General features: G+C 32.0%; 13 protein-coding genes and 1 pseudogene. 12 read left to right on the plus strand and 2 right to left on the minus strand.

Features of this window, described 5'->3' with window-relative positions; translation table 11 throughout:
- Positions 1-235: 235 nt before the first annotated feature.
- The 4 genes and pseudogenes from ACFFIT_RS05350 to ACFFIT_RS05365 form a co-directional block, all read left to right on the plus strand.
- Positions 236-1039: pseudogene (locus ACFFIT_RS05350) on the plus strand (DUF3150 domain-containing protein); the annotation flags it as partial.
- Between the two features lie 389 nt (positions 1040-1428).
- Entirely contained in the window at positions 1429-3255 is a 1827-nt protein-coding gene (locus ACFFIT_RS05355) for a VWA domain-containing protein (protein WP_385876621.1), read from the plus strand.
- A gap of 218 nt (positions 3256-3473) precedes the next feature.
- Positions 3474-4778 carry a hypothetical protein gene (locus ACFFIT_RS05360; RefSeq protein ID WP_385876622.1) on the plus strand — a complete coding sequence of 435 codons (1305 nt, stop codon included), beginning with the start codon at positions 3474-3476 and terminating at the stop codon, positions 4776-4778.
- 114 nt (positions 4779-4892) lie between these two features.
- Positions 4893-5489 (plus strand): EcsC family protein, encoded by a 597-nt coding sequence (locus tag ACFFIT_RS05365; protein ID WP_385876623.1) that lies wholly within the window; start codon positions 4893-4895, stop codon positions 5487-5489.
- Positions 5490-5602: 113 nt separating this feature from the next.
- Here the strand turns inward: ACFFIT_RS05365 and ACFFIT_RS05370 are convergent, their stop codons facing one another.
- Both ACFFIT_RS05370 and ACFFIT_RS05375 read right to left on the minus strand, forming a co-directional pair.
- Positions 5603-6832, minus strand: a complete 1230-nt coding sequence (locus ACFFIT_RS05370) for a hypothetical protein (RefSeq protein WP_385876624.1) — start codon at positions 6830-6832, stop codon at positions 5603-5605.
- Positions 6833-7025: 193 nt separating this feature from the next.
- Entirely contained in the window at positions 7026-8015 is a 990-nt protein-coding gene (locus tag ACFFIT_RS05375) for a GTPase family protein (RefSeq protein WP_385876625.1), read from the minus strand.
- A gap of 161 nt (positions 8016-8176) precedes the next feature.
- Here ACFFIT_RS05375 and ACFFIT_RS05380 point away from each other — a divergent pair, with 161 nt between their 5' ends.
- From ACFFIT_RS05380 to ACFFIT_RS05415, 8 genes are all read left to right on the plus strand, one after another.
- The gene (locus tag ACFFIT_RS05380; protein WP_385876626.1) at positions 8177-8422 is read left to right on the plus strand and encodes a helix-turn-helix domain-containing protein; all 246 of its coding nucleotides are present in this window, start codon (positions 8177-8179) and stop codon (positions 8420-8422) included.
- A gap of 636 nt (positions 8423-9058) precedes the next feature.
- Positions 9059-10696 (plus strand): class I SAM-dependent DNA methyltransferase, encoded by a 1638-nt coding sequence (locus tag ACFFIT_RS05385; protein WP_385876627.1) that lies wholly within the window; start codon positions 9059-9061, stop codon positions 10694-10696.
- The gene (locus ACFFIT_RS05390; protein ID WP_385876628.1) at positions 10696-11955 is read left to right on the plus strand and encodes a restriction endonuclease subunit S; all 1260 of its coding nucleotides are present in this window, start codon (positions 10696-10698) and stop codon (positions 11953-11955) included. The genes ACFFIT_RS05385 and ACFFIT_RS05390 overlap by 1 nt, the downstream gene beginning before the upstream one ends.
- A gap of 3 nt (positions 11956-11958) precedes the next feature.
- Positions 11959-12570, plus strand: coding sequence for a KwaA family protein (locus tag ACFFIT_RS05395; RefSeq protein WP_385876629.1), 612 nt, complete (start codon positions 11959-11961; stop codon positions 12568-12570).
- Between the two features lie 10 nt (positions 12571-12580).
- Positions 12581-13546, plus strand: a complete 966-nt coding sequence (locus ACFFIT_RS05400) for a Kiwa anti-phage protein KwaB-like domain-containing protein (RefSeq protein ID WP_385876630.1) — start codon at positions 12581-12583, stop codon at positions 13544-13546.
- A gap of 14 nt (positions 13547-13560) precedes the next feature.
- The gene (locus ACFFIT_RS05405) at positions 13561-16743 is read left to right on the plus strand and encodes a type I restriction endonuclease subunit R (RefSeq protein WP_385876631.1); all 3183 of its coding nucleotides are present in this window, start codon (positions 13561-13563) and stop codon (positions 16741-16743) included.
- 8 nt (positions 16744-16751) lie between these two features.
- Complete coding sequence (locus tag ACFFIT_RS05410; protein WP_385876632.1) at positions 16752-22193, plus strand: RNA-directed DNA polymerase; 5442 nt, start codon at positions 16752-16754, stop codon at positions 22191-22193.
- 342 nt (positions 22194-22535) lie between these two features.
- Positions 22536-22805 carry a transposase family protein gene (locus ACFFIT_RS05415; protein WP_385876633.1) on the plus strand — a complete coding sequence of 90 codons (270 nt, stop codon included), beginning with the start codon at positions 22536-22538 and terminating at the stop codon, positions 22803-22805.
- Positions 22806-22818 lie beyond the last annotated feature (13 nt).

Here is a 22818-nt window from a genome sequence, read left to right on the forward strand (position 1 = left end):
AAATTTTACTGTTCAACCCAAGTAATCCCTCCTATAGCTTTGATCCATAATCCATCATGATAATTAACCCTATATCACCTAATATTTAATAGACCAGTCTAGCGTTTATTGTCATATATACACTGCAATTTTCGGTCATCATTAAGTGATTAATTTGATGAAAATAAAGATATCAATTGCATTTAGTTAAGGGATTATCTTGCACAGCTATCAACAAATAAAAAGGAAATTTGCTATGAGTATAAAACATCTTGATAAACTGGTTATTTGTCACATTGATTGTTCCATTTGGAGTGGTCGTAAAAAACTCAGACCTGAAGACTTTCGTCTCCCTGATGGGACTTTATTACCACCGACTGAAGTCGCTAGTCTTGGCAGTAAAAAAATATGCGATCCTGAAGCGCTTAATCACTTTGAGAGACTCAAAAAAGAAGCTCAACGCCAATGCGAATTAGTTGGCGTTAAATTCCTAGGGGGATATGCTATTCCTGAAAACCTTATCAATAGCATTATTCCTGAACTTGACCGTATAGGACAAGAATTCATGCATCATAAGCATCTATTTCTGGCAAATTACGATAGTGTAACAAAAGGCTGGGTTGAAAAACACCCTAATTTTGCTGAAGCTATCGCTAGAGCAATTTCGCCAATACAGGATGTGCAAGAACGTTTTCAGTTTAACTATACCTTGTACAGGATGAAGCCCGCCAAGCAAAAAACCGAGTTAGAAAATAAAGTCTCAGGAATGGGTATGACTTTATTTAATGAAATTGCACGAGATGCTAATGAATTATTTAGGTTATCAGTTGCAGGTAAAGAGCAGCTGAGCCAACGGGCAATTAATCCTTTAAAGCGAATTCACAATAAACTTAATGGACTATCATTTTTAGACAATCGCGTCCAACCCGTCGTTGATACCTTATCAGGGTTATTAAATCGCTTCCCCGCAAATGGAGCGGTGACTGGTAGCTTATTTCATGAAACTGTCTCTACAATTTTAATGTTAACCGATCCTGAAAAATTAAAAATGCATGCAGAAACTTTTCTTAACTCGACAAGTATGGTAATCGCAAATCATGAAGATAAAGAAAATTCTTTAATTTCTAACTCTAATCATCCATTAAGGACAAAGACAAACGAGGTAAATTCTATTAAAGAATTAAAGCGAACAACGCATATTTCAAAATCATCCGATGCTAAAGGTAATCAATCTAATCCTGATGCTTCTAGCCGTACAATCGATAACAACAAAGCAAAAGATGATAGTGTCAAAATAAACAAAATGAACAAGAAACAATCACACTATTTCTAAACATGATAAATGAGGAATAGTGATTAATTGAATGAATCTTGGCAGTACCATTTACTTAATTCAAAAGGTCAACTTTATGTTGGCCTTTTTTTATCCATTTTCAAAAAGGAGTTTTTATGAAAACGCCAATTCAAAATGCTTTACCTATCGTTGCGGCTGCGTATGGAGAAAAATTTGGCATACAAGTTCTTTTCCATGGAAAACAGGCTAAAACAGATGGTAAGACTATCATTCTACCGGCTGTAGAAATCAATTCACCTAATGATAAAGCGGTGATGTGGGGCTATCTTGCTCATGAAGCTGCACATATTCGTTATACCGATTTTTCTTTAGTCGCTAAGATAAATCAACCCATAAAGCATGCTTTACTTAATATTGCAGAAGATATCCGCATAGAACTTTGTCTTGCAAAAACTTATCCTGGTACTCTAAAAACAATTAACGCAGTCATTACCCACTTAGTCGAAAGTAAAGAAATTTGTTACCCTAAACAAGATAGTCCAGTTAATCTTTTACAAATGATGTGTTTGTTAACACTTCGTTTGAATTGTTTAAAGCAAACTGCACTAGCACCTATCCAAAAACAAGTTGAGGATGAAATGATTAAAGTATTTCCTGAACATTTCAATCAGTTTTTAATGGCTCATTTCATGAAGGTCCCTAACCTATCGTCTACTCAAGAAGCACTAGATTGGGTAAATGTATTACTGTCAAATGTCCTCTCTTTGCCAGAACAAAAAAATGAGGGATATGGTTCAAAGCACCAACACAATAAGAAAATAGAGCCATCTATATCACAATCGAATAGCAAATCAAATGATTTCGATTTACCTAATTCAAAATCCAATAATGACAATGAGACTAAACAACAATCAAATCAAAAAAGACCATCAATTTTACCAGACGAAGATAAAAAATATGAGATGGATAATCAAATTGCTGATCAGAACCCAGATAGCCCTAATCACAATTCTCGTGAAGATAACTATCCCTCTCTAAAATCAGGCAATCAGCATCCAAAAGAAGTACATAAATGTTTTGAAAAAATAGCTTCTGCAATAATCAATGCCCATCCTGATGATATTCAAGAAGACATCTTTACTAAAGTGGCTAATAAAATCAATCGAGTTGCCAAGAAATCGGTTAAAAAATCGGTTGTGGACATCAGTAAAGTAGAAATTGCAAGAGCATATAATGGCAAAGCTGAATTAAATTCAATTAAACTTGCAATGAAAGAGTCCTCACTTTTAAGGCTTAGATTAAGAAATTGGTTAGTATCATTACAACAGACTAAACCAGTTCCAAAACAAAAGGGACAACGCTTAATGACTAAAAGACTTGGCCTTTCTCAAGCTGGTGAAACTCGAATTTTTCAGCAGCATACCTTTAAAACTGCCCCAAATGCTGATATTCATTTACTTGTTGATAGGTCTTCTTCAATGAATCGAATCACAAATATACACAACACAACAAGGAGCTACAGTGACATAGCAAATCAAGCCGCATTATCATTAGCGCTTGCACTTGAGGGTATCGTTGGAATCAGTTTAGCGGTGACCTATTTTGGAAAAGCAGGAAATACTCCAGCTTTAACCTCTGTGCTTCGCCCTAATGAACTTGTTAGTACAAATGCAAGTAAATTTTATCAATATGCTAATGGTAACACGCCCATGGCTGAGGGGATTTGGTTTGCAGTTCATGACTTACTTAAGCAAAAAAATAAACGAAAAATCATTATCGTTGTTACAGACGGTAAACCCTCTTGTACAGAACAGGCTTTAGAAATCATAAAGATGTGTGGCGAAAATAGGTTTGAAATAATTGGTATTGGAATTCAGGAAGAGTACGTAAGGACGCTTTTTCCTCATAGTATCGTAATTAATGATCCTGCTCAATTAAAAAACGAGCTATTCAAGACACTTAAAAATATTTTAACCCTCTAAAACCATAACATGAGATAAGGCAAGTGTATGTTTTAATCAACTTGTCTTATCTGTGTTAACTTCCTAATTTAGGTTAATTAGATTTATTATCTTTTAATACCCCTAAATTACTAATTTTAAATTATTTATTTACATTATTTTTTTACTTACCTTAATCATTTAATGAACTTTTTAACACATGATTAATGACTAGACTTAACTAAGTGAGAGATAAATACATGATAAATGATAAATTTGAAATTGATTACAATCTGTATAACTTGTTATTCCAGCATGTATCATTACTACAAGCTAAATATACAAGATTACAACCTGTTAGAATGGATTTTTACTATATCAAAGATTCAGATCTACAAAAAGAACGAAATAAAAACTTAGACCTTTCAGACATGCACAAGCTTGCAAACACACTTATGACTAAAAACCTAATTGTAGCTTATCAATGGGTTCCAGAATATGCTGAAGATTCAGGGCTGCATTTTCATGCTGCATTTTATATTAATCGTCAAGTTTTCTTAAATACCTTTACTGCAACACAAGCAGCTAAAGATTGTTGGTTTGATATTACAGGTCAACAAGGAAGAGTCAATGAATGTAGAAATAAAAACTACAAACGAAAACTGAGTGAATTACTATACGACAGTGCTCAAGGATATAAGAATTTACTCTTCGCACTGAGTTATCTAGCTAAATCAGAACAAAAAATTAAATTCAATAACGGTCAGCATGCTATATTTCTAAGCGAGATAAACGAACCAAGTCCTAGAGGAAAAAAACGCGCTAAAACAGCAGAAAATCTCAATAAACATTTACCAAAAAATCTTTTAAAATTCATATCAAGTGCACCGATATTATTTTTTTCTCCTCTAAAAAAAAATATTAATGAAGCTGAAAGAAATATTCATAATCTGGAAATTTTTACTCAACTCACTAACAATGCTGATGCTATAAGAGAACAGCACTCAAAAATATATCCAATAACGCTTTTTTTTCACAATGACCACATTTTTTCAGCAAAACAGGATAAAAAGAAAAAGACCATCTTGTATCAGTTAGCTATGTTTTTTAATCAACTCATTGAGTCAAAAGAAATTGTAGCTTATCAATGTGCTCCAAAGGAGGATGCAGAGAATAAAATGGTCATTAAAACAATTTTTTATCTCAATGAAACAGCAATAAAAAATACTACAGCATTTTTGAAAAATGTAGATTTTTTTTGGGTTAAATTGAGTCAAAGAAAAGGAAAAATTGAAAACATTTCAACCACTATAAGCGGAATAACTTACTTTCATAACTTTTGTTTCTATGTTGAAGATCAAATGCATATAGCGATTATCCATGCGATAAGCCTACTAAGTATCGAATATGGTACTATTTATTATGAGCAAAATACGCCTGTTATCTTACAATCAACTTTTAAACATGATGTTAATGCTAAAAACAAGCTTACTTTTTTAAATAGAAACTGGATTAAAAACCTAATTTTTTTTAAAGAACTTATTAAACCGAACATGAACAAATAATTGATTTAAAAACACAATTAAATTTAAAAATAATCTTAGACCTATAACATGATTTAGATGCAAATTATGTATCGTTTTTTTCACCCATTTTTAAATTAATTAGGAGACATGTTTATGACAAAAGAAGTATCTTTAGAAAGGATGTTTAATATTTTATTTGAACAGGTAAAGGCAGGTATTGGGCCTCTTGATTCAGCAGAAGAGCTGGCATTTCAATACCAGAATTCACACGAATCTATTGAAAATGCCTTAGCAGAGTTAATTTCCACAGAGTCAATGAAAGCAGCAGGGACAGGTTTTATCACAGGCCTTGGCGGTTATGCCTCTCTACCAATCACTTTACCTAGTAACCTGATTGGCGTACTGTTTATTCAAATGAGATTAATTACTACCATTGCGTTGATAAAAGGTATTTCAACAGATGATCCTAGACTAAAAATTTTAGTCTTAGGTTGTCTATGTGGTGAGTTATACAAAACATCAATTTCAAAATTGCTACATACGAAATTATGTGTCAATTCATCTGCAAAATTTGCCTTACAGCTCACTAAACATATTACTGATTCATTAGTAAATAAATGCTTAACCCACTCATTTAAACATATAACAAAATTCATTCCTTTAGTTGGTGGTTTTATCAGTGGAGGGATTGATTATACCAATACCAGAATCATTGGTAATACTGCAAAATCTATTTTGTGCGGGAAATAAAAAAATAGCTAAGTAACCTACTAACTATATTTATCTATAGCTAGTAGGTCAAATGTAGTCTAAAATACCCAGAATTATTTACAGGGTCTCTTATTTTATTCTATCGATACAATTTATTTTTTTGAGGCTATGTCGTATAAGTGAAGATCATTTTCAATTAGTATGCCATACAAAAAAGGAATTTCAGTACTCGATGTACTTGGGCCATATTTTTTGTAAAGTTGGTTACATACCTTTATGGCAATGCCTTCTTCAACATCTGCTTGACCAATAACGTCAAAAGCATTATTTTTACAGTAATAGTCACCAAAATCATCATTATTAATTTTAGTGAGTAGTGACTCCCTAACATAATTATAAATACCCATGTTGGTGCTATTTACTAATTCAATTGCGCTAGTTAGCTTTTCATCAATATTATTTTCTTGATACGATGCCATGTTTGAAACATCTCCCTGAAATTCTTGTTCATCAGCAGCATTTTTTTCAGATTCAGAAGATTCAACGATTTGTTGTGCGCTCATTAACTCAAACATATCAATATTATTTTTTTTGGCATATAGCTCTATTAAGGCATCTGAGTTTTTTACTATCTTACCTTTAAAAAAATTATCAGCAATTAATTGAACTACATGTTCTCTTATCTTGGTATCTAGATACGGTGAAGGAAATTCTTCTGTTAATCTCAAATAGATTTCATCTATAATCAATTTGTCTTGTTCTGCTTTTTCAATACGAAGGCGTCTTAATTCTGCTTGTTCAGCAATAATTTCAATCTCTTCATTGGTGAAAGTTATATCAAAAGGTTTTTCTAAGCCCGCAGCGTAAATAAGATACTTAACTAGATCAACACGTGTATTTTCTATACTATCTTCGTAATACTCGATCCCGATTTTTTCACCATCATTCATAGGAAAAACCAAATAAGGCACACCTGTAGTACTTAAATTGACAGGTTCACCTTCTTTATTTTCAAATTCAAAAAAAACATCAGCAGTACAAGTATATGAATTCACATCTTTGTCAACTTCATTTGTAATGATATTGTCGAAGCTAATATTTACGCTATTTAGTAGTTGTAAAAAATTCTCATTATCCTCATGAAACAATTTATTATTAGGTACCGATACGCCTCCTAATTTCAACAAATCAAGGGCATCATTAAAATCCTTTAGTTCATATTTATTGTTATACCTAAAATAGTACTCTGAAGTATCCGCTTGTTTATAAGCACTTTTTAATAAATTAAGTGCTTCTTCATTGGTACAGCTGACTTCTTCTTTGCCACACCCTAGAAGTAAAAATGAAATGGCCACGATAGGTAATAATTTTATTGATTTCATAAATGTCTCTTTATTATTGTGAATGAACAAATGGAAAATCCAGTAATTTAGTGGGAGTAATTAACACTATCTCAATAGCAAGCAATAAAACACGCTAAAATAGCATTAAAGCATTAGAGTAAAACAGGGGAAGCAGCATCAACCGAACAGTTGAAGCTGTTCCATCCATCAGATTTCATGTACAAAGTATTTATTATTTGAAAATAGCTTTAAATAGCTTTGTTCCTACTTGAATAATCGTTGGCATATAAGGTTCAATGACTTCCCATTTTTCCTGAGCGAATTCTCTAATATGATCCCAAATACCCTTTTCTGCTTCTTTTTTAGCTTCTTCACTTACATTTGTTTCATCGACTTCACGAACAAAAGCCTTTTTCTTATTTTTAGGTAAAAGTGCAATGATTCGAGACACTAAGGCTTTTAAATTATAGCTACTGATTTTATTATCATTCGATTTATCAATATCGACTGCGACAGGAACGATATTTTCAATGCTTACATTAAAATCCAGAGCGGCTTGAGCTTTCTTCTCGTCTAAAATTTCTAAAATGTAATCATTAGGCTGCATTTTTTCAAGATTAAAGTCTCTTTGGGAAGCCACTGCATCAGCTTTAGTCAGAACAAAAACCACTGGGCAAGTTTCTGTAAAAGGCGCAAACACTTGTTTATAAGCTTTGATTGATTGGTCATGAGCGCGGCTATCGGCACGAATAGCCCAAATTACGATGTCTAGATTAGGTATTTGTGCATGATACAAGTCCATATACTCCTCATGCTTTTCGGGATTTTCTCCTATGCCAGGCATATCAGTTATCTGAAATTTACCACTTGCCGTGGTAATTATTTTACTTTGTGCAGTGGTAGTACATCCCTTTGCACCTGCAGAAGTTTCGAATATCATTTGTCCAAAAAGTGCATTACATAAGCTAGATTTACCGATACCAGCCTCTCCTACTATCCCAATTTTAGGTATATAGTTAAGAGTTGAATTAATTTCTTTTAAGATATCTTTAAGTGAGGGATTATTATTTTTTTCTTTATTTGGTTGTATCTCTTCTTCACTATTTAACGAATCAGCCAACTCGTCAAAGACTTTATTTAAATCTTCCATTTTATTTATTTCTTTGGCGCTCTCCTCTAATTGCTTAACAACATCATGTAGACTCTGAATCATTTTGTTCATGTAAACTCCTAATATTAATAATAATTATTATTTATTTTTATCCAATTGATGATTAAGCAATTGGGTTACAAATACAACTTACATCTATTAATACTTTACTATAATTAAAATGGGTCGTAAATACCGTGGAATCATTTAGTAGTTTGTCACATGATTTTGTTATGAAAAGAATATCAGCAAATCACGATTCAGACGGTGTATTAGTCCTACTGGGTCATGCCGTCCGTAACAGACGAAAAGAACTAAAAATCAGCCAAGAAGAACTTGCTGCACTTGCAGGTATTGACCGTTCACATATGGGAAAAATCGAGCGAGGTGAACGTAACGTGACCATCCTCAATGTCATCAGAATAGCTAATGCTTTTAACTGTAGACCTTCAGAATTACTAGCAGACGCAGATTTGTGACAGTGTCACATCAAAGTAGTGCTAGACGTATAAAAAATCCCTTAATAGCTCTAGCATCATGACTACTTCTTAACTGTTTACTAATATACTCAATCATGACGACAGATAATGTCACCTGTACATTAGATTTGTAAATTACGATTTTTTGAGTAGCAAAACTTGCATTCAAAAGTAAAAAACACCCTCTCTAAAAACTCTATGAGCTGATCCTTTTCCTGAAACGACTACTAAAGATTAGCTTAAGGCTGTGTGCATCGCTTAACAAAATTCCAATCACAGTAAGAAAACTATCTCCAACAGAATTTGTTCTCATCGAGTAAACATGTAGTTACATTTACCCAATTTCGTGATAGGATATTGGGTAATTATAGTAGTCATCAATGAAACTGATTAAAAATAGTTCTTTCTGTAGTAATTTTCTCTATATTCATTAAGCAAACCCAAATAACTTCTTGTACTAAGTAGTGCGGTAGCTTTAGAATGAATTGAAAATACGTGGTGGTCAACTTAATTTGTAACGTGATTCTTTAGTGAATATTTGGCACGTAATTAAAATATGGCGCAGTTTCATTTTTCCTTATTTAAGCAGCCAATATAAAGAACACCCATAAAAGTTAAATATATAGGAATATAGAAGTGGCTGATTTTAAAAAGATCGAAGAATTGGAAAAACGCTTGTGGTCAGCAGCAGACTCATTACGTGCTAATACGCCCTTAACTGCACAAGAATACTCTCGTCCTATTCTAGGTTTGATATTCCTAAAGTATGCGGAATATCGTTTCATAATGGCGAAAAATAAATTAGAAGAAATTGTCAACTCTCGTCGTCGTGGAAGCGGTGACATTAAATCTAAAATCCAAGCTGAAGGAGCAATGTATGTTCCAGATGAAGCACTTTACACCAACCTCTTAGCACTACCAGAAAGTGCAAATATAGGAGTTAAAGTGAATGAAGCCATGAAGGTGTTAGAGGCTGAAAACGAAGCGATTAACGACGCACTGCCGAAAACATACACGCGGTTTGACAATGATATTTTAAAAAGCCTACTAAAAAACTTTAACGATATCGATTTCAGTTTGGGTTCAGATGTTTTTGGACGAATTTACGAATACTTTCTAAATGAGTTTGCAAAAACAGAAGGTCAAGGTGGTGGTGAGTTTTTCACCCCTTCAGCATTGGTCAAGTTAATTACTGAAATTATCGAACCCTATCATGGGAAAGTTTTTGACCCAGCTTGTGGAAGTGGTGGGATGTTTATCAGTTCTGCTGATTTTGTAGCAAAGCATAATAGAAATGCATCAGATGAACTTTCTATATTCGGACAAGAAAAAACCGGTGACACCGCTCGTTTATCTAAATTAAACCTTGCTGTGCATGGTTTACAGGGAGATATACGCGAAGGTAATTCCTATTACGAGGATCCGTTTGAGTTAGCAAAAGGAGAGGTAATTGACGGTAAACAATATGGACAGTTTGATTATGTAATGGCAAACCCACCATTCAACGTTAATGAAATCCAAAAAGATCGTTTAAAAGACGATAAAAATCGCTTCCCTTATGGAATGCCCAAGAATGACAACGGCAATTACATTTGGATTCAACTCTTTTATTCAGCATTAAATCAAAAAGGCCGAGCAGGCTTTGTCATGGCTAACTCCGCTAGTGATGCACGAGGTTCAGAACAAGAAATCCGTCAAAAATTGATTGAGGATAATGCTGTTGATGTAATGGTGGCAGTCTCGAGCAATTTTTTTTACACCGTCACTTTACCTTGTGCACTATGGTTTTTAGATAAAAACAAACCAGCACATAATAAAGACAAAGTTTTATTTATTGATGCTCGTAATATCTTCCGCCAAGTCAACCGCTCTGTACGTGATTACACTAGTGAGCAACTAAGCTTTATTGCCAACATTGTGCGTTTATATCGAGGTCAAAATATTGATAATACATACCTTGAAGCCAATCCAGATAAAGATAACGATGGTGCATTTAAGCTAGAGAATTTCTTCATCAATGCCAACGGTAAATTAATTTATCAAGATATTGCTGGATTATGCAAAGTAGCAACCAAGGAAGAAATTATTGAACAAGGTTATAGCTTAAATCCTGGTCGTTATGTTGGTGTTGCCGAAGGTGAGCAAGAGAACAATGAGGATTTTGCTCTTAAGCTAACTGCATTACAGGAAGAGTTAGAGTTATTGAATGCCGAGGCGCATGAGTTAGATACTTATATTTCACAGAATGTTCTAAAAATCTTAGGAGGTTTGTGATGTCTGTAATAACTAAAAAATTGCATGAACTTGCAGATGTATTTTCGGGTTATGCATTCAGAAGCGAGGATTTGGGCGAACAAGGGATTCCTGTAATTAAGATTAAAAATGTAAATGATAAAATAGTATATAAACAATGTGATCAATTTTTACCTATAAATTTTGTTACAGAAAGGCTAAAAAAGTACCTATTACAGAATGATGATATTTTGGTTGCGATGACTGGCCAAGGTAGCCTAGGTCGAATAGGTAAAATGATTAATCAAAAAGAGCAATATATTGTCAATCAACGCGTTGGAATCGTGCGCCCTAAAGTTGAAGATGCCTCTATTGCTGGATATCTATTTAGCGTATTAGCTCTAGACGAGTTTGAAGATCGTCTTTATTCACTTGGAGCTGGAGCAGGTCAACCTAATGTCAGTGCTGTCGATATAGGCAATCTTGATATTCCATATCTGAGTAGATCATCAAGAATGTTTATAGCGAAAATTAGAACTAGTTACGACGCTCTTATCGAAAACAACAACCGCCGTATCACTATTTTAGAAGAAATGGCACAATCGCTTTATCGCGAATGGTTTGTTAACTTCCGCTATCCAAACCACGAAGACATTCTAGATGCAGATGGTAAACAAAAACTCATCGACTCGCCTTTAGGTGAGATACCTGAGGGTTGGGAAATAAAATATATTAAGGATATTGGATTTATAAATACAGGTAAAACTCCAAGTAAGAAAAAAGAAGAAAATTATAGTTCCAGAGATATTCCTTTTATTAAGACACCGGATATGCATGGAGGTATGTTTATAATAAAAACTAAAGAAATGTTATCCAAAGTTGGAGCCGACTCACAAAAAAGTAAATATATACCAAATTGGGCAATTTGTGTTAGTTGTATTGGTACGGCAGGAGTCGTGTCAATAAGCACTCAAATATCCCAAACTAATCAGCAAATAAATACATTTATACCGAAAAGTAAAAAGCATACAGAGTTCATGTATTTCTCATTTAAATCTTTAAAGCAGACTATACAAAATTATGGTGCTACTGGAGCGACTATGACAAACCTTAGTAAAGGTAAGTTTGAAGCTTTAGAAATTGTGTTTCCAGAAGAATCACTGTTAGTTAATTTTCATCGGATTACAAATCCTATCTTTAAACAAATTCAAGTTTTATCATCCAAAAATGAAAATCTAAAACAACAGCGCGATATATTGTTGCCAAAATTAATTTCAGGTCAAATTCAGTTGAAGGAATAAATCATGGATAGAAGGAGCTCCACAACGCTAATATCATCTATTGCGATTTTTATAAGCGGTTACACGCCGTTATTTTTGATCATGATTATTAAAGATATTCAGACTATTAGTTGGTGTATATATACGCTTCCTTCCACGTTTTTAAACGTTAACCAATTAAAATTACCTATAGGCTTAGTATTTAAAAATGTGAATATTGTTTGCGGCTTATTAATTATCGCTTTGTTGAGTCTATCGATGCTTTGGTTTGTTCTAAAAAATATTACTAAGAAACCCTTTGATATTATAATAATTAAAGCGAAAAGTCGTTCGAGTGAAGTAGTAAATTATACCATCCCGTATATGATTTCATTTGTCGCTTTTGATCTTAGTAAATGGCAAGACTTACTTTCTCTAATGCTATTTTTAAGCATTCTATGCCTATTGTCCATCCGTAGCCAAAGTATCTTTATAAACCCTATATTAGCTGCTTTAGGTTATGGGCTTTATGACGTTACTTATAAAGAAAATAGCAATGAAAAAGAGTGTGTGATGTTATCGATAAAAGATCTAGCGGTTGGAGACGCTGTTAAGTATAAGAAGCTCAATAATTATATGGGTATAATTCACAAATAAAGGGGTTATCATGCAGAAAAAGTTAAAACTCTTAGAACGAATTAAGGCAACTAAGTTTGAAGAACTCGAATGCCGGTTATGGGTGATAAAGAAGAATAGCAGAAACGGTCAAAATACTTATAGGGCACTTTATGCGGAAATTGATGGACTTGATACAGATCTAAAAAATGTTCTTAAAACATTTTTCAATGGTAATGGAGGAATCATATCACCAATAAATAATTTGTATACCTATGCTGTATTGACTTCAGATCTAGATGAAGATCAAGCATTAATCGACAGTAAGGCGAATACTGATTTTGCAACAATTATTGAAAAAATTGAAAATGGCGCAGATAACTCTCCTGTTATAAAAATTGAAGAATTTAATGATGCCTGGGCGTTGATCTTTGAATTTAAAAATGATGAACATAAATTTTATGGATTTTCAAAAGTAAAAGGTGGCTGGAAGCTTAAATCTGCGAAAAAAATAAAAAGAGTAATATTTAACGAAGGACAGTTCAAAAAACTTGAAATAGATAACATATTTTCGTTCAGAGATTCGATTGATTTTGTCGCAGTAGGTGAAGATGTCTTTATAAGAGATAAAGCAAATTATGAGCTTGGTTTGAATATTCGTGAAGGCTTAATAGCAAAAAGAGATTTACTAGTCGATGCATTTCATAAGAACGGTATTATTGCGAGTGTTGATGACTTAAAACTGGCAATAGGTACAAACAAAACCTTACTTCGTCGCTTGGTAGCAACAGAACAAAAAAGGAATTTCGAAGACAAGAATTTTATTGAGCTAATGAGGAGTGCGATAAGTGAACACAATTTTGATCTTAACGATAATGGAAACGGGCAGTTCGTAATCAATGAAAACAATGTTGATCTATTTCTTAAGCTTGTTAATGATAAACGATTTATTTCATTGATTAAAAAGGAAATGGTAGATGCGGATGTTGTTACGCCTGTAAACAATGCAAATGAATAAGATAGAAGGTTAAAATGACTTATTCTGAAGATGCTTTAGTAGAACAACCAACCATTAACCTTTTCTCAGAATTAGGTTGGGAAACTGCAACGTGTTGGGATGAGGTTTTTGGTTCTCCTAAAAATAGTGGGCTAGTTCAAAATCCGTTATTTTTTGGCAGAGAAACCCGCAATGATGTAGTGTTATTTGCAAGGTTAAATATAGCATTACAAAGATTAAATCCTGAACTCAATCATTCAGTTATTCAGGAAGCTGTTGATGAAATTGCACGTGATAGAAGCGCGATGACTCCCGTAGCCGCAAATGAAGAAGTCTATAATTTATTAATTCATGGCTATACCTATATAACTAATGCTGACGATGAAGAGGACTGTGTTGTTAAATTCGTAGATTGGTCAAATACCAGCAATAACGACTTTTTGCTATGTAGTCAAATGAGTATTACTGGAGAAATTGAAACTCGTCGACCTGATTTAATTGGTTTCGTAAACGGACTCCCAATTGTTTTTATAGAACTGAAAGCAAGCCATAAAAACCTATTAACAGCATATAAAAATAATCTATCTGACTACAAAAATACTATCCCCCAACTATTTGTTTACAACCAAATTATTATTCTTTCGAATGGTGTACAGTCAAAAGTGGGTTCTATATCTAGTCAATGGGAGCACTTCGCAGAATGGAAGAAAATAGAAAGTGAAAATGAAAAGCGAAGAGTTAGCTTAGAGGTTGTCATACGTGGGGTTTGTGAACCAACCCGCCTATTAGATATCGTTGAAAATTTTACACTCTTTGTTAAAACAAATCGTAACATAAAGATTATTGCTAAATATCATCAATACCTAGGTGTAAATCAAGCATTAGCAGGTCTGAGTAGCGTTAAAGAAAGGGCTGGGCAATTGGGGGTTTTTTGGCACACTCAAGGCAGTGGTAAAAGTTTTTCGATGGTTTTTTTCTGCAAAAAGGCATTCCGTAAATATAATGGCAACTGGACTTTTGTTTTGGTCACAGACAGAACAGATCTGGATGACCAGATATATAAGACATTCAATTCTGTTGGGATAGTAACTGAAAACTGCCAAGCGGATACGGGAGCTGAACTTAAGCTTTTACTAAGTGCAGATCACCGTTTTGTGTTTACCTTGATCCAAAAATTTAAGGGAGATGAGAAAGGTGATTATCCTCTACTTTCCGAGCGCGATGATATCATTGTAATTACAGATGAAGCACATCGCAGCCAATATGCTTTATTGGCTATGAATATGCGTAGCGCAATGCCTAATGCTTCATTTATAGCGTTCACGGGCACTCCCTTATTAGCAGGAGAAGCAAAAACACAAGAAGTATTCGGTGATTACATTAGTATTTATAATTTTTCTGATGCTGTGGATGATGGAGCAACATTGCCGCTCTATTACGAGAATCGTGTACCCGAAGTTTCGGTATCGAGTGATACGTTAGGCGAAGATATTGCAGATCTACTTGATCAAGCAGATCTTACTGATGAGCAGCAGGCTAGGTTAGAAAATGAGTTTTCCAAAGCCTATCACATCATTACACGAGATGATCGATTAGAAACAATAGCTACAGATTTAGTTGAACATTATATAAATCGAGATCCTTTTACTGATGGTATGTTGGGTAAGGCGATGGTTGTTTCAATCGATAAAGCAACGGCTATCAAGATGTATGATAAGGTTCAACTTGCTTGGGAAGAAAAATTACAGAGCTTTAAATCACAGGCAAAAAAAGCTTCTGGCAGTCGATTACATAAACTTCAATTTCAAATTGAGCATATGGAAACAACGGATATGGCCGTTGTTGTTTCTGGTGGGCAAAATGATGATGCTCGGCTTGCTAAAAAAGGGCTAAATTACAAATTACATCGAGAACGTTTTATAAAAGAAAAATTAGATGAGAAGTTTAAAGATCCAGATGATAAGTTAAGAATAGTATTTGTTTGTGCAATGTGGTTAACCGGCTTTGATGCGCCATCAGTTTCTACACTGTACTTAGATAAGCCTTTGAAAAGTCACACGCTAATGCAAACTATCGCACGAGCGAACCGAGTTTATGAAGGAAAATCTGCTGGGCAAGTTGTTGATTACATAAATATTTTCAGTGCGTTACAGCAAGCATTAGGCTTGTATGGTAGCGGTTCAGAAGCTTGTACAGGAAAGAATATAGATAGTCCTGCAAAAGATAAATCGGAACTTGTAGTTGCTTTAGGCGTAGCGATCAATCAACTCATTATTTTCTTAAAAGGAGTTGATATTGACCTCAAAGAGATTGTGTTTGCCCAGGCAGATGATTTTGCCAAACTATCCTTATTAGATAATGCCAGTGAGATACTGCTTGCCCCTCAAAATAAACAAGAGTTCACATCTTTTTTAAGACAAATAAATCGAATTTTTAAAGCAATCATGCCTGATGATAGTGCGAATCAGTATGTACCCTACCGAATTGCTATCAATATTATCTATTCACAAATGTGCTTGAAATCAGGGTTATCTGTAGATGACGAAGATGTATTAGATGTTGTTCGTAACCAAGTTAATGAACTGCTAGATGAATCGATCTCAACCATTAAAATACAAAGTAATTTACCTGAACCTGTCAATATAGCCAATATAGACTTTGATGCGTTAGCTGAAATGGTCGCTGAGATTGAAAAACCAAAGCAGTCAGATGCTGAAAAACTTAAAAACCTTATTGAACGAAAATTACAGCCAATGGTGCTGAAAAATAAAACTCGCCAAGATTTACAAAAGAGATTTCAAGAACTTATTGAAGAATATAATTTAGGGGCATATACCGCAGAAGAATTTTTTAATCGCTTGAAAGACTATATTATCAAATTAAACAAAGAAGAAAACCGCTCAGTTCGTGAAGGTTTAACTGAAGAGGAATTAGCTGTATTCGATTTAATTGTTCAAAGAGCTCCGCTAACAGATAAAGAACGCAAACAAGTAAAGAAAATTGCAAGAGACTTAACTAATAAAATAAAACAATTTCTGGTTATTGATTGGCGAAAAAAACAAGGCAGTAAAGCAAAAATTAAAAATACTATTGCGGAAGTGTTAGATAATTTGCCTGAACCTTATAATGATGAATTATGGTCACAAACCTGTGATGAGATATACTTACATATCTTCGATAAATATCAAGGACAAAGTAATAGCGTTTATGCCTACTAGGCAGAAATATGTTATCAAAAATTTCCCCTATTTTTAATAAAATAAAAGTACATTACAAAATACTTAAGAGGAGCAATGTAGTGGATCTATTTCTATTGCTATCAAATAATATTTATAAATTATTTTCAACTGACCAAATATTTCATGCCGAACAAAGAAATGATGGTATTTATTTAAAAAAATCCGGTAGTGTTTCAGTCAAAAAAATACTAGACGTTATTAAAAATAAAAATTCAATTGCTGTTTATCAAAGAAATATAAATAACACCATTAAATGGATATGCTATGATTTTGACATATTAAAATCACAACTAAATGAAAACAGAGAAAATGCAAAAAAAGAATTATTTTTGACTGTAACTAATTTCTGTGAGTTTTTAGAACAGCATAAAATCCCCTATCTTATTGAACACTCAGGTAATAGAGGTATACATATTTGGATTACATTTAAACAGTCCATACCTTTTAATGTAAGTTATGACTTAGCCTCATTACTTTTACAAAAAGCAAGACTAAACTATAATTCCAATCTTATTGCAATAGATTTATTCCCAAGTTCGAACAAAAAAAGTGCAAATGTTGGTGCATGTGTCAAACTTCCACTATCGAAGCATAAAAAATCAGGTTATTACTCATATTTTATAAACAGCTACAAAGAATTAAATAATATTGTTTCGATAGATACACTATCACCAGAACTCATAAAAACTCAAAATGAAATTTTAGAAAGACATAATTCTACTGTTTTAGAGGAAATTGAACAGAAATTAAATTTATTTCTATCAAGAGAAAAGGATTTAAATTTTACTAACAGATATAAAAGAATCATTATTAATAAGTTAAATCTAGATGAACTTTTAAAGCATTGGGAGAAACAACCACCACTCACTAAATTAAAGAATAAAATCATTGAAGGGAACTTAAATAATCAAGAAAGGAAACTGCTAGTAGGTATTTTATTAAATGTATATGATATTAATAATACAAATATTGGCAAAATGATATTAATCCAAATATTAGAAAAACAAAAAAATTATAATGCAAGCACCACAAATAAAGCGATAAATAATCTTTCATCATACTTTTTTCCTAGTAAAGAACAGATAGAAGAGAGCTTAAAAGAGAGATTTACCAGAGATAATGCTAATTTACTTGATAGTATTTTTGTCCATGTTATAGGTTATAACCAAGGATACTTCGATTTTTGTAAATCAGACATTGAAATAACTCGAAATGCCGAAATTAAATACTTTTTTCAGAATGATGAAGCGCAATCAAGGAATATATTTAACCAACTAAACCAAATAATTCCTGATGAATACTTACAAATTGTGAATAAATTTATTGATGAATACCCAAACAGTGACATTAGCTATTATGTTCACGAAAGACATGAAAAGGATAAAAAAAGAGAACTAATTAGTTTAGATTGCCTAGAAAGAATAACGACAAGTCTTATTATGAAACAAATGCACTATTTTCTCGATTTTTCAAATAGCTCAAGTTCATTTGGTTATAGAATTGTTAAAGGATTTAAAAAAGGCTATATATTTGAGCCATGGTTATACCTTTGGATACAATTTTTATCTCAGATTTCTACCTCTATAAAAAATAAAAGTAACTTCGATTTTTATATTATTAAAACTGACATTACTTCATTTTATGATAACATAAACCATGATATCCTAAAAAGACTACTGCTTAATAACTCCCCCTTAGAAACCATACGTAATAAAATCAATGAATTAGATTCAGTATCAATTGAAAAATACAAAAAACTCATATCTATTTGTGTAGATATTTCAAAAAAAACCACAAATTCTGAAAAAGGTCTTCCTCAGGGACCTGCATACGCACGTTTTTTTGCAGAGTTATATTTAGCAGAAATAGATTCTAGTTTTGATGAATTGCTAAGTGACGGTTCAATAATATTGTACCAACGATACGTAGATGATATATTTATAATTTGCAGAAATGAAAATGAAGCAATTCAACAATTGAATTATTTGAATGACAAATTAAATTTTATAGGGCTTGAATTAAATAAAGTCAAAACATCAATAAAGAAAGTGAAAGATTTTTTACCTGATTTTAATGAATACCGTTCTCAATCAAAATACTCTGTCGATAAGATCTCCCATAACTTTCTCACTGCAACAGAAGAAGAAAAAAATTTTGCCGTTAATGAATTCATAAACCTTATGAATTCCCAATTCAATCATGAAGATTACTCTTTCATTTACTCTCATTTAAAAGATGTGGAACTTTTAGCTCCTTTCAAAAACAATCAAATTGTTGAAATAATTAATAATAAGATTGGTAGGGGAAGCTTGTACAAAAATTTATTTATCTATATACTTTCTAATGAAGATAACTGGCCTTATCTTGCCTCTACAAAAAAATTCACTTCATTACAGTCTGAAGTCCTTACATCAATAGCGATAAGTTTTATTGAAGAAAAAAAAATTCTTAATGAAAAAATTAAAGATCTATTTAGTAGATTAATTGATAAATTAACACCTTCTAAAATTGTAAATGAACATTTAATACAAATGAATTTATTAGTAGGATTGGATATAAATGAAGTAAAAATCCCCCCTAAAATAATACTTGATACTTTGAGTATTTTTCCTCACCAAATAAATACCCACTCGACAGATTACTTTCTTGATTATATCAACACAGAGATTAATAACTTACATGACAAATACAAATTTATATATATATTATATAACTTATCAAAAACAGATAATATAACTTCTATGCAATTAAACAAAATAGCGTCCTTATTTTTTTCATATTTCAGCAACAATATGAAAAATAAAGAATTTGACCGCATCGACAATTCAATAAATGAAGGAATTACTTATTCAATTAAATATTATTATTTGTTATCCCTTTTCTCATTATCTAATATAAACAACTCTCTTGATTTATTAAAAATGATGTGGAAGTATTGCGCACAATTATTCAATAATTTTGAGTTTGAAATAACTTCATACATTGATTACAATTGGATTCACCAAGTACGGTCAATCAGTATAGAACCTAAAAAACATCAAGTAATTTTGTCTTCTATTGTAGATGGTACAATATTTCGAGGAGTTTCAGATGAAAAGCATGTTTTTGAAAATTACCACTCAATGTTGTTAATTTCATTGTCTGACTCTGTAATAGAATTGAATTTCAATGAAATAGATAACCTCTTAGAAAAAAACATAAACAGCCTTTTGCAAAAAATTAAAAATGAATCGCTCTTTTATGACTGGATAATCAACAGAGATAAAACAAAATTATTCCCTAGCACGAGAGAGTGGTTCGATTGTAATATAATCCATAACAATACAATTATGCTCAGGCGTGGCAATGAAATATTGATTAGAAAACCCTTCATTTCCACCAGATGCAAAAATAACAAACTACCTAATTATAGTTATACAGAAAAAATTGAAAGCTATGACTCAAATGAACTATATACTGTCTCAGAAGTGATTTCCGAATTTAAATTAGATGAATTGATATCTTTTTTAAGCAAAGAAATTGAGATTGCTGAGAATAATGGTTTTCCTAATATATTTACCAATACAAAATTAGTAAGAAAAAATTCTCTTACGCCATTTACTTCCGAATTATTTTTCTCTAAGTATTATTTATTTGAAGAAAATAACCATTCAGTTTCATTTGTTGAAGCATCAAAAGATAAATTCGTCGAATTAATTTTTAAAAAATACTTAGAATTTAACACCAGCAAAAATATAGATATATATGAGAAATATATTTCTAAACTCCCAGACAGTGTTGAAATTACAATATTTATAAAGCAACTTGCTGAACAATTTTCTAAATTACATGTAAGCGACGATATATATTCTAATAATATTATTAATCTATGTGTAGCGTCAGCCTTTTATTCGAGCATAAATAAAGACATTACGTCTATGCAGAAAATTGAAGAATTCCAAAAATTTTATCATATAAATTCTTCAGATGAAAACTTATATGTATATTCAATCGATATTGATATGTCTATAAATGATTCATCACTCAATCTATTTATTGATTCAATTATTGCACCTATCAAAAAAACAAAAGAATCTGTTTATCCCAACTTAACTTTGGATATTGACAATATCATCAATGAATATTTACAAGGATTCCAAAAAATATTAGAAAAAACTGAATTAGATACCCCTATAAGCACTGAAGAGTTTAGCTTATGTCAAATCACCATTAAACCTTTAACAGAACAATTAATTTTAAATTCATCTCAAAAATTTAGTTTCGGCAATTCCAAAATCATCAATTATCATAATAATGCAATTGATGATTTATCGATTAATAACACATTTCATGTGAATTCTGCATCGCATATTTACCAATGTATTAAAAATGACGTTATTTACATTATTCCAATACCAAGCTACCTATCGAAAATGTACCAGTACATACAAAAAAAATTTAACAGCTTAAATTTAAAACACCCTAAAACTTATAGCATTAAAATAAATCAAACAGATTCAATAGAATATTCTGCAGAATTTGACCAAGCAATTAATGTTATTATGCATCACAAACAAATTACCCTTGATGAATCTAAAGACATACTCAGTAGATGGCTCAATGTATTTCCACATAAATTCAGAGAAATATTTGTGATATTGATAGCTTCGCATCAGTATATGACTAAAAGAGAAATTGATGATTTTTGCGATAAAGTTCTTCATTTAGTGAAAAATAATGTAAATGTAATGATGATTAAAAAAATTGAAGATCATAATGGCACAATTAGATGCTTTCACACTAATACAAAATTGAGTAGAAAGTTAGCATATTTAACACCAGATTCAATTGACTTAATCAAATCCGATGAATTATCATTAGCTGTTGATGTTATAATAAGTGGATCCCAAATTTGTGATGCAATGAAATTTTATTTCAGTGATGGAAATAATAATAAAAATCATTTCGATATAACTGCAGATAAGAGAGAACACTTCAAAAAGAATGCTACTTTAATCAAAAAAATTAATATATATTGTATTTTATATACTCAGCAAGGGATAGATAATATTAAAAATACATTATTGCAATTAATACCTACCCTTAACAGTAATAATATTGAAGTCGTACACGGTAAAGATGTTGGAGATAATGCTTTTTTTGGAACTACAACTTCTATAGGCAATCAGCACAAGAATAAAATATTAGATATACTTTCTAATGAAGAGGAATGTCAGGAAATTTACAATTTATTAGCATCTCCTAACAGAAATCCTAGCAAGTTTAAAAGGCATTGTGTTTTAAATAAAACTAAATTGAATAATATGAATTTAATAGCTAGGTATAAGTCACTACCTAAAAAAAGTTTTGAATTTTTATATTTGGGGTTAAAAACTAATGATCAACTGCACCCATTCGATCGCATACTCGAATCAGGTGAATTCAAATGAGAACTGCTTAACTACTAATTTTTCCACTTATGTCTGTTATTGCTAGACTATGCCTTGAGTACTAATGAATGATACCTATATAGGTATTTTATAAAAATAAGTTAGCCATGGTATCATGCTTAATAGGCAGATTTGAGTCTAAATATAACACTATGTAAAGCTTATTGCAGGAGGGTTTAATAAAATTTGTTTAACCGTACAAAGCCAACAGCAAGGAAAAAATTAATATTATGCCAGGGGGGGATTAAACTTTAAGTTAATGATAAAAAAGCGAAATGATATCTGTTGACATTTAGGTATTTTCCAGATCTAATGAGTAGATAACTTTACTTAGGAAATTTCATGGAAATTACAAATCTTTTTGACAATATTGAAGAAACAAGATCGACCATTAACCAAAAATACCCTGTCGCAGAAATTGCTTTTTTAGTCATTTCCTCTTTTATATGTGGCTATAATAATTGGCACTCGATAACTCGTTTCGGTGATGCAAATTTGGACTGGGTTAGAAAATTTTTCCCTTATGCAAATGGAATACCTACACGGCATAATATTGCTAGAATAATCAGGTTGATAAAGCCTGAATCATTGAATGAATTATTAATTAATTAGGCCAAAAGCTATC

Source organism: Thorsellia kenyensis (genome assembly GCF_042432445.1).
Classification (GTDB): Bacteria; Pseudomonadota; Gammaproteobacteria; order Enterobacterales; family Thorselliaceae; genus Thorsellia; species Thorsellia kenyensis.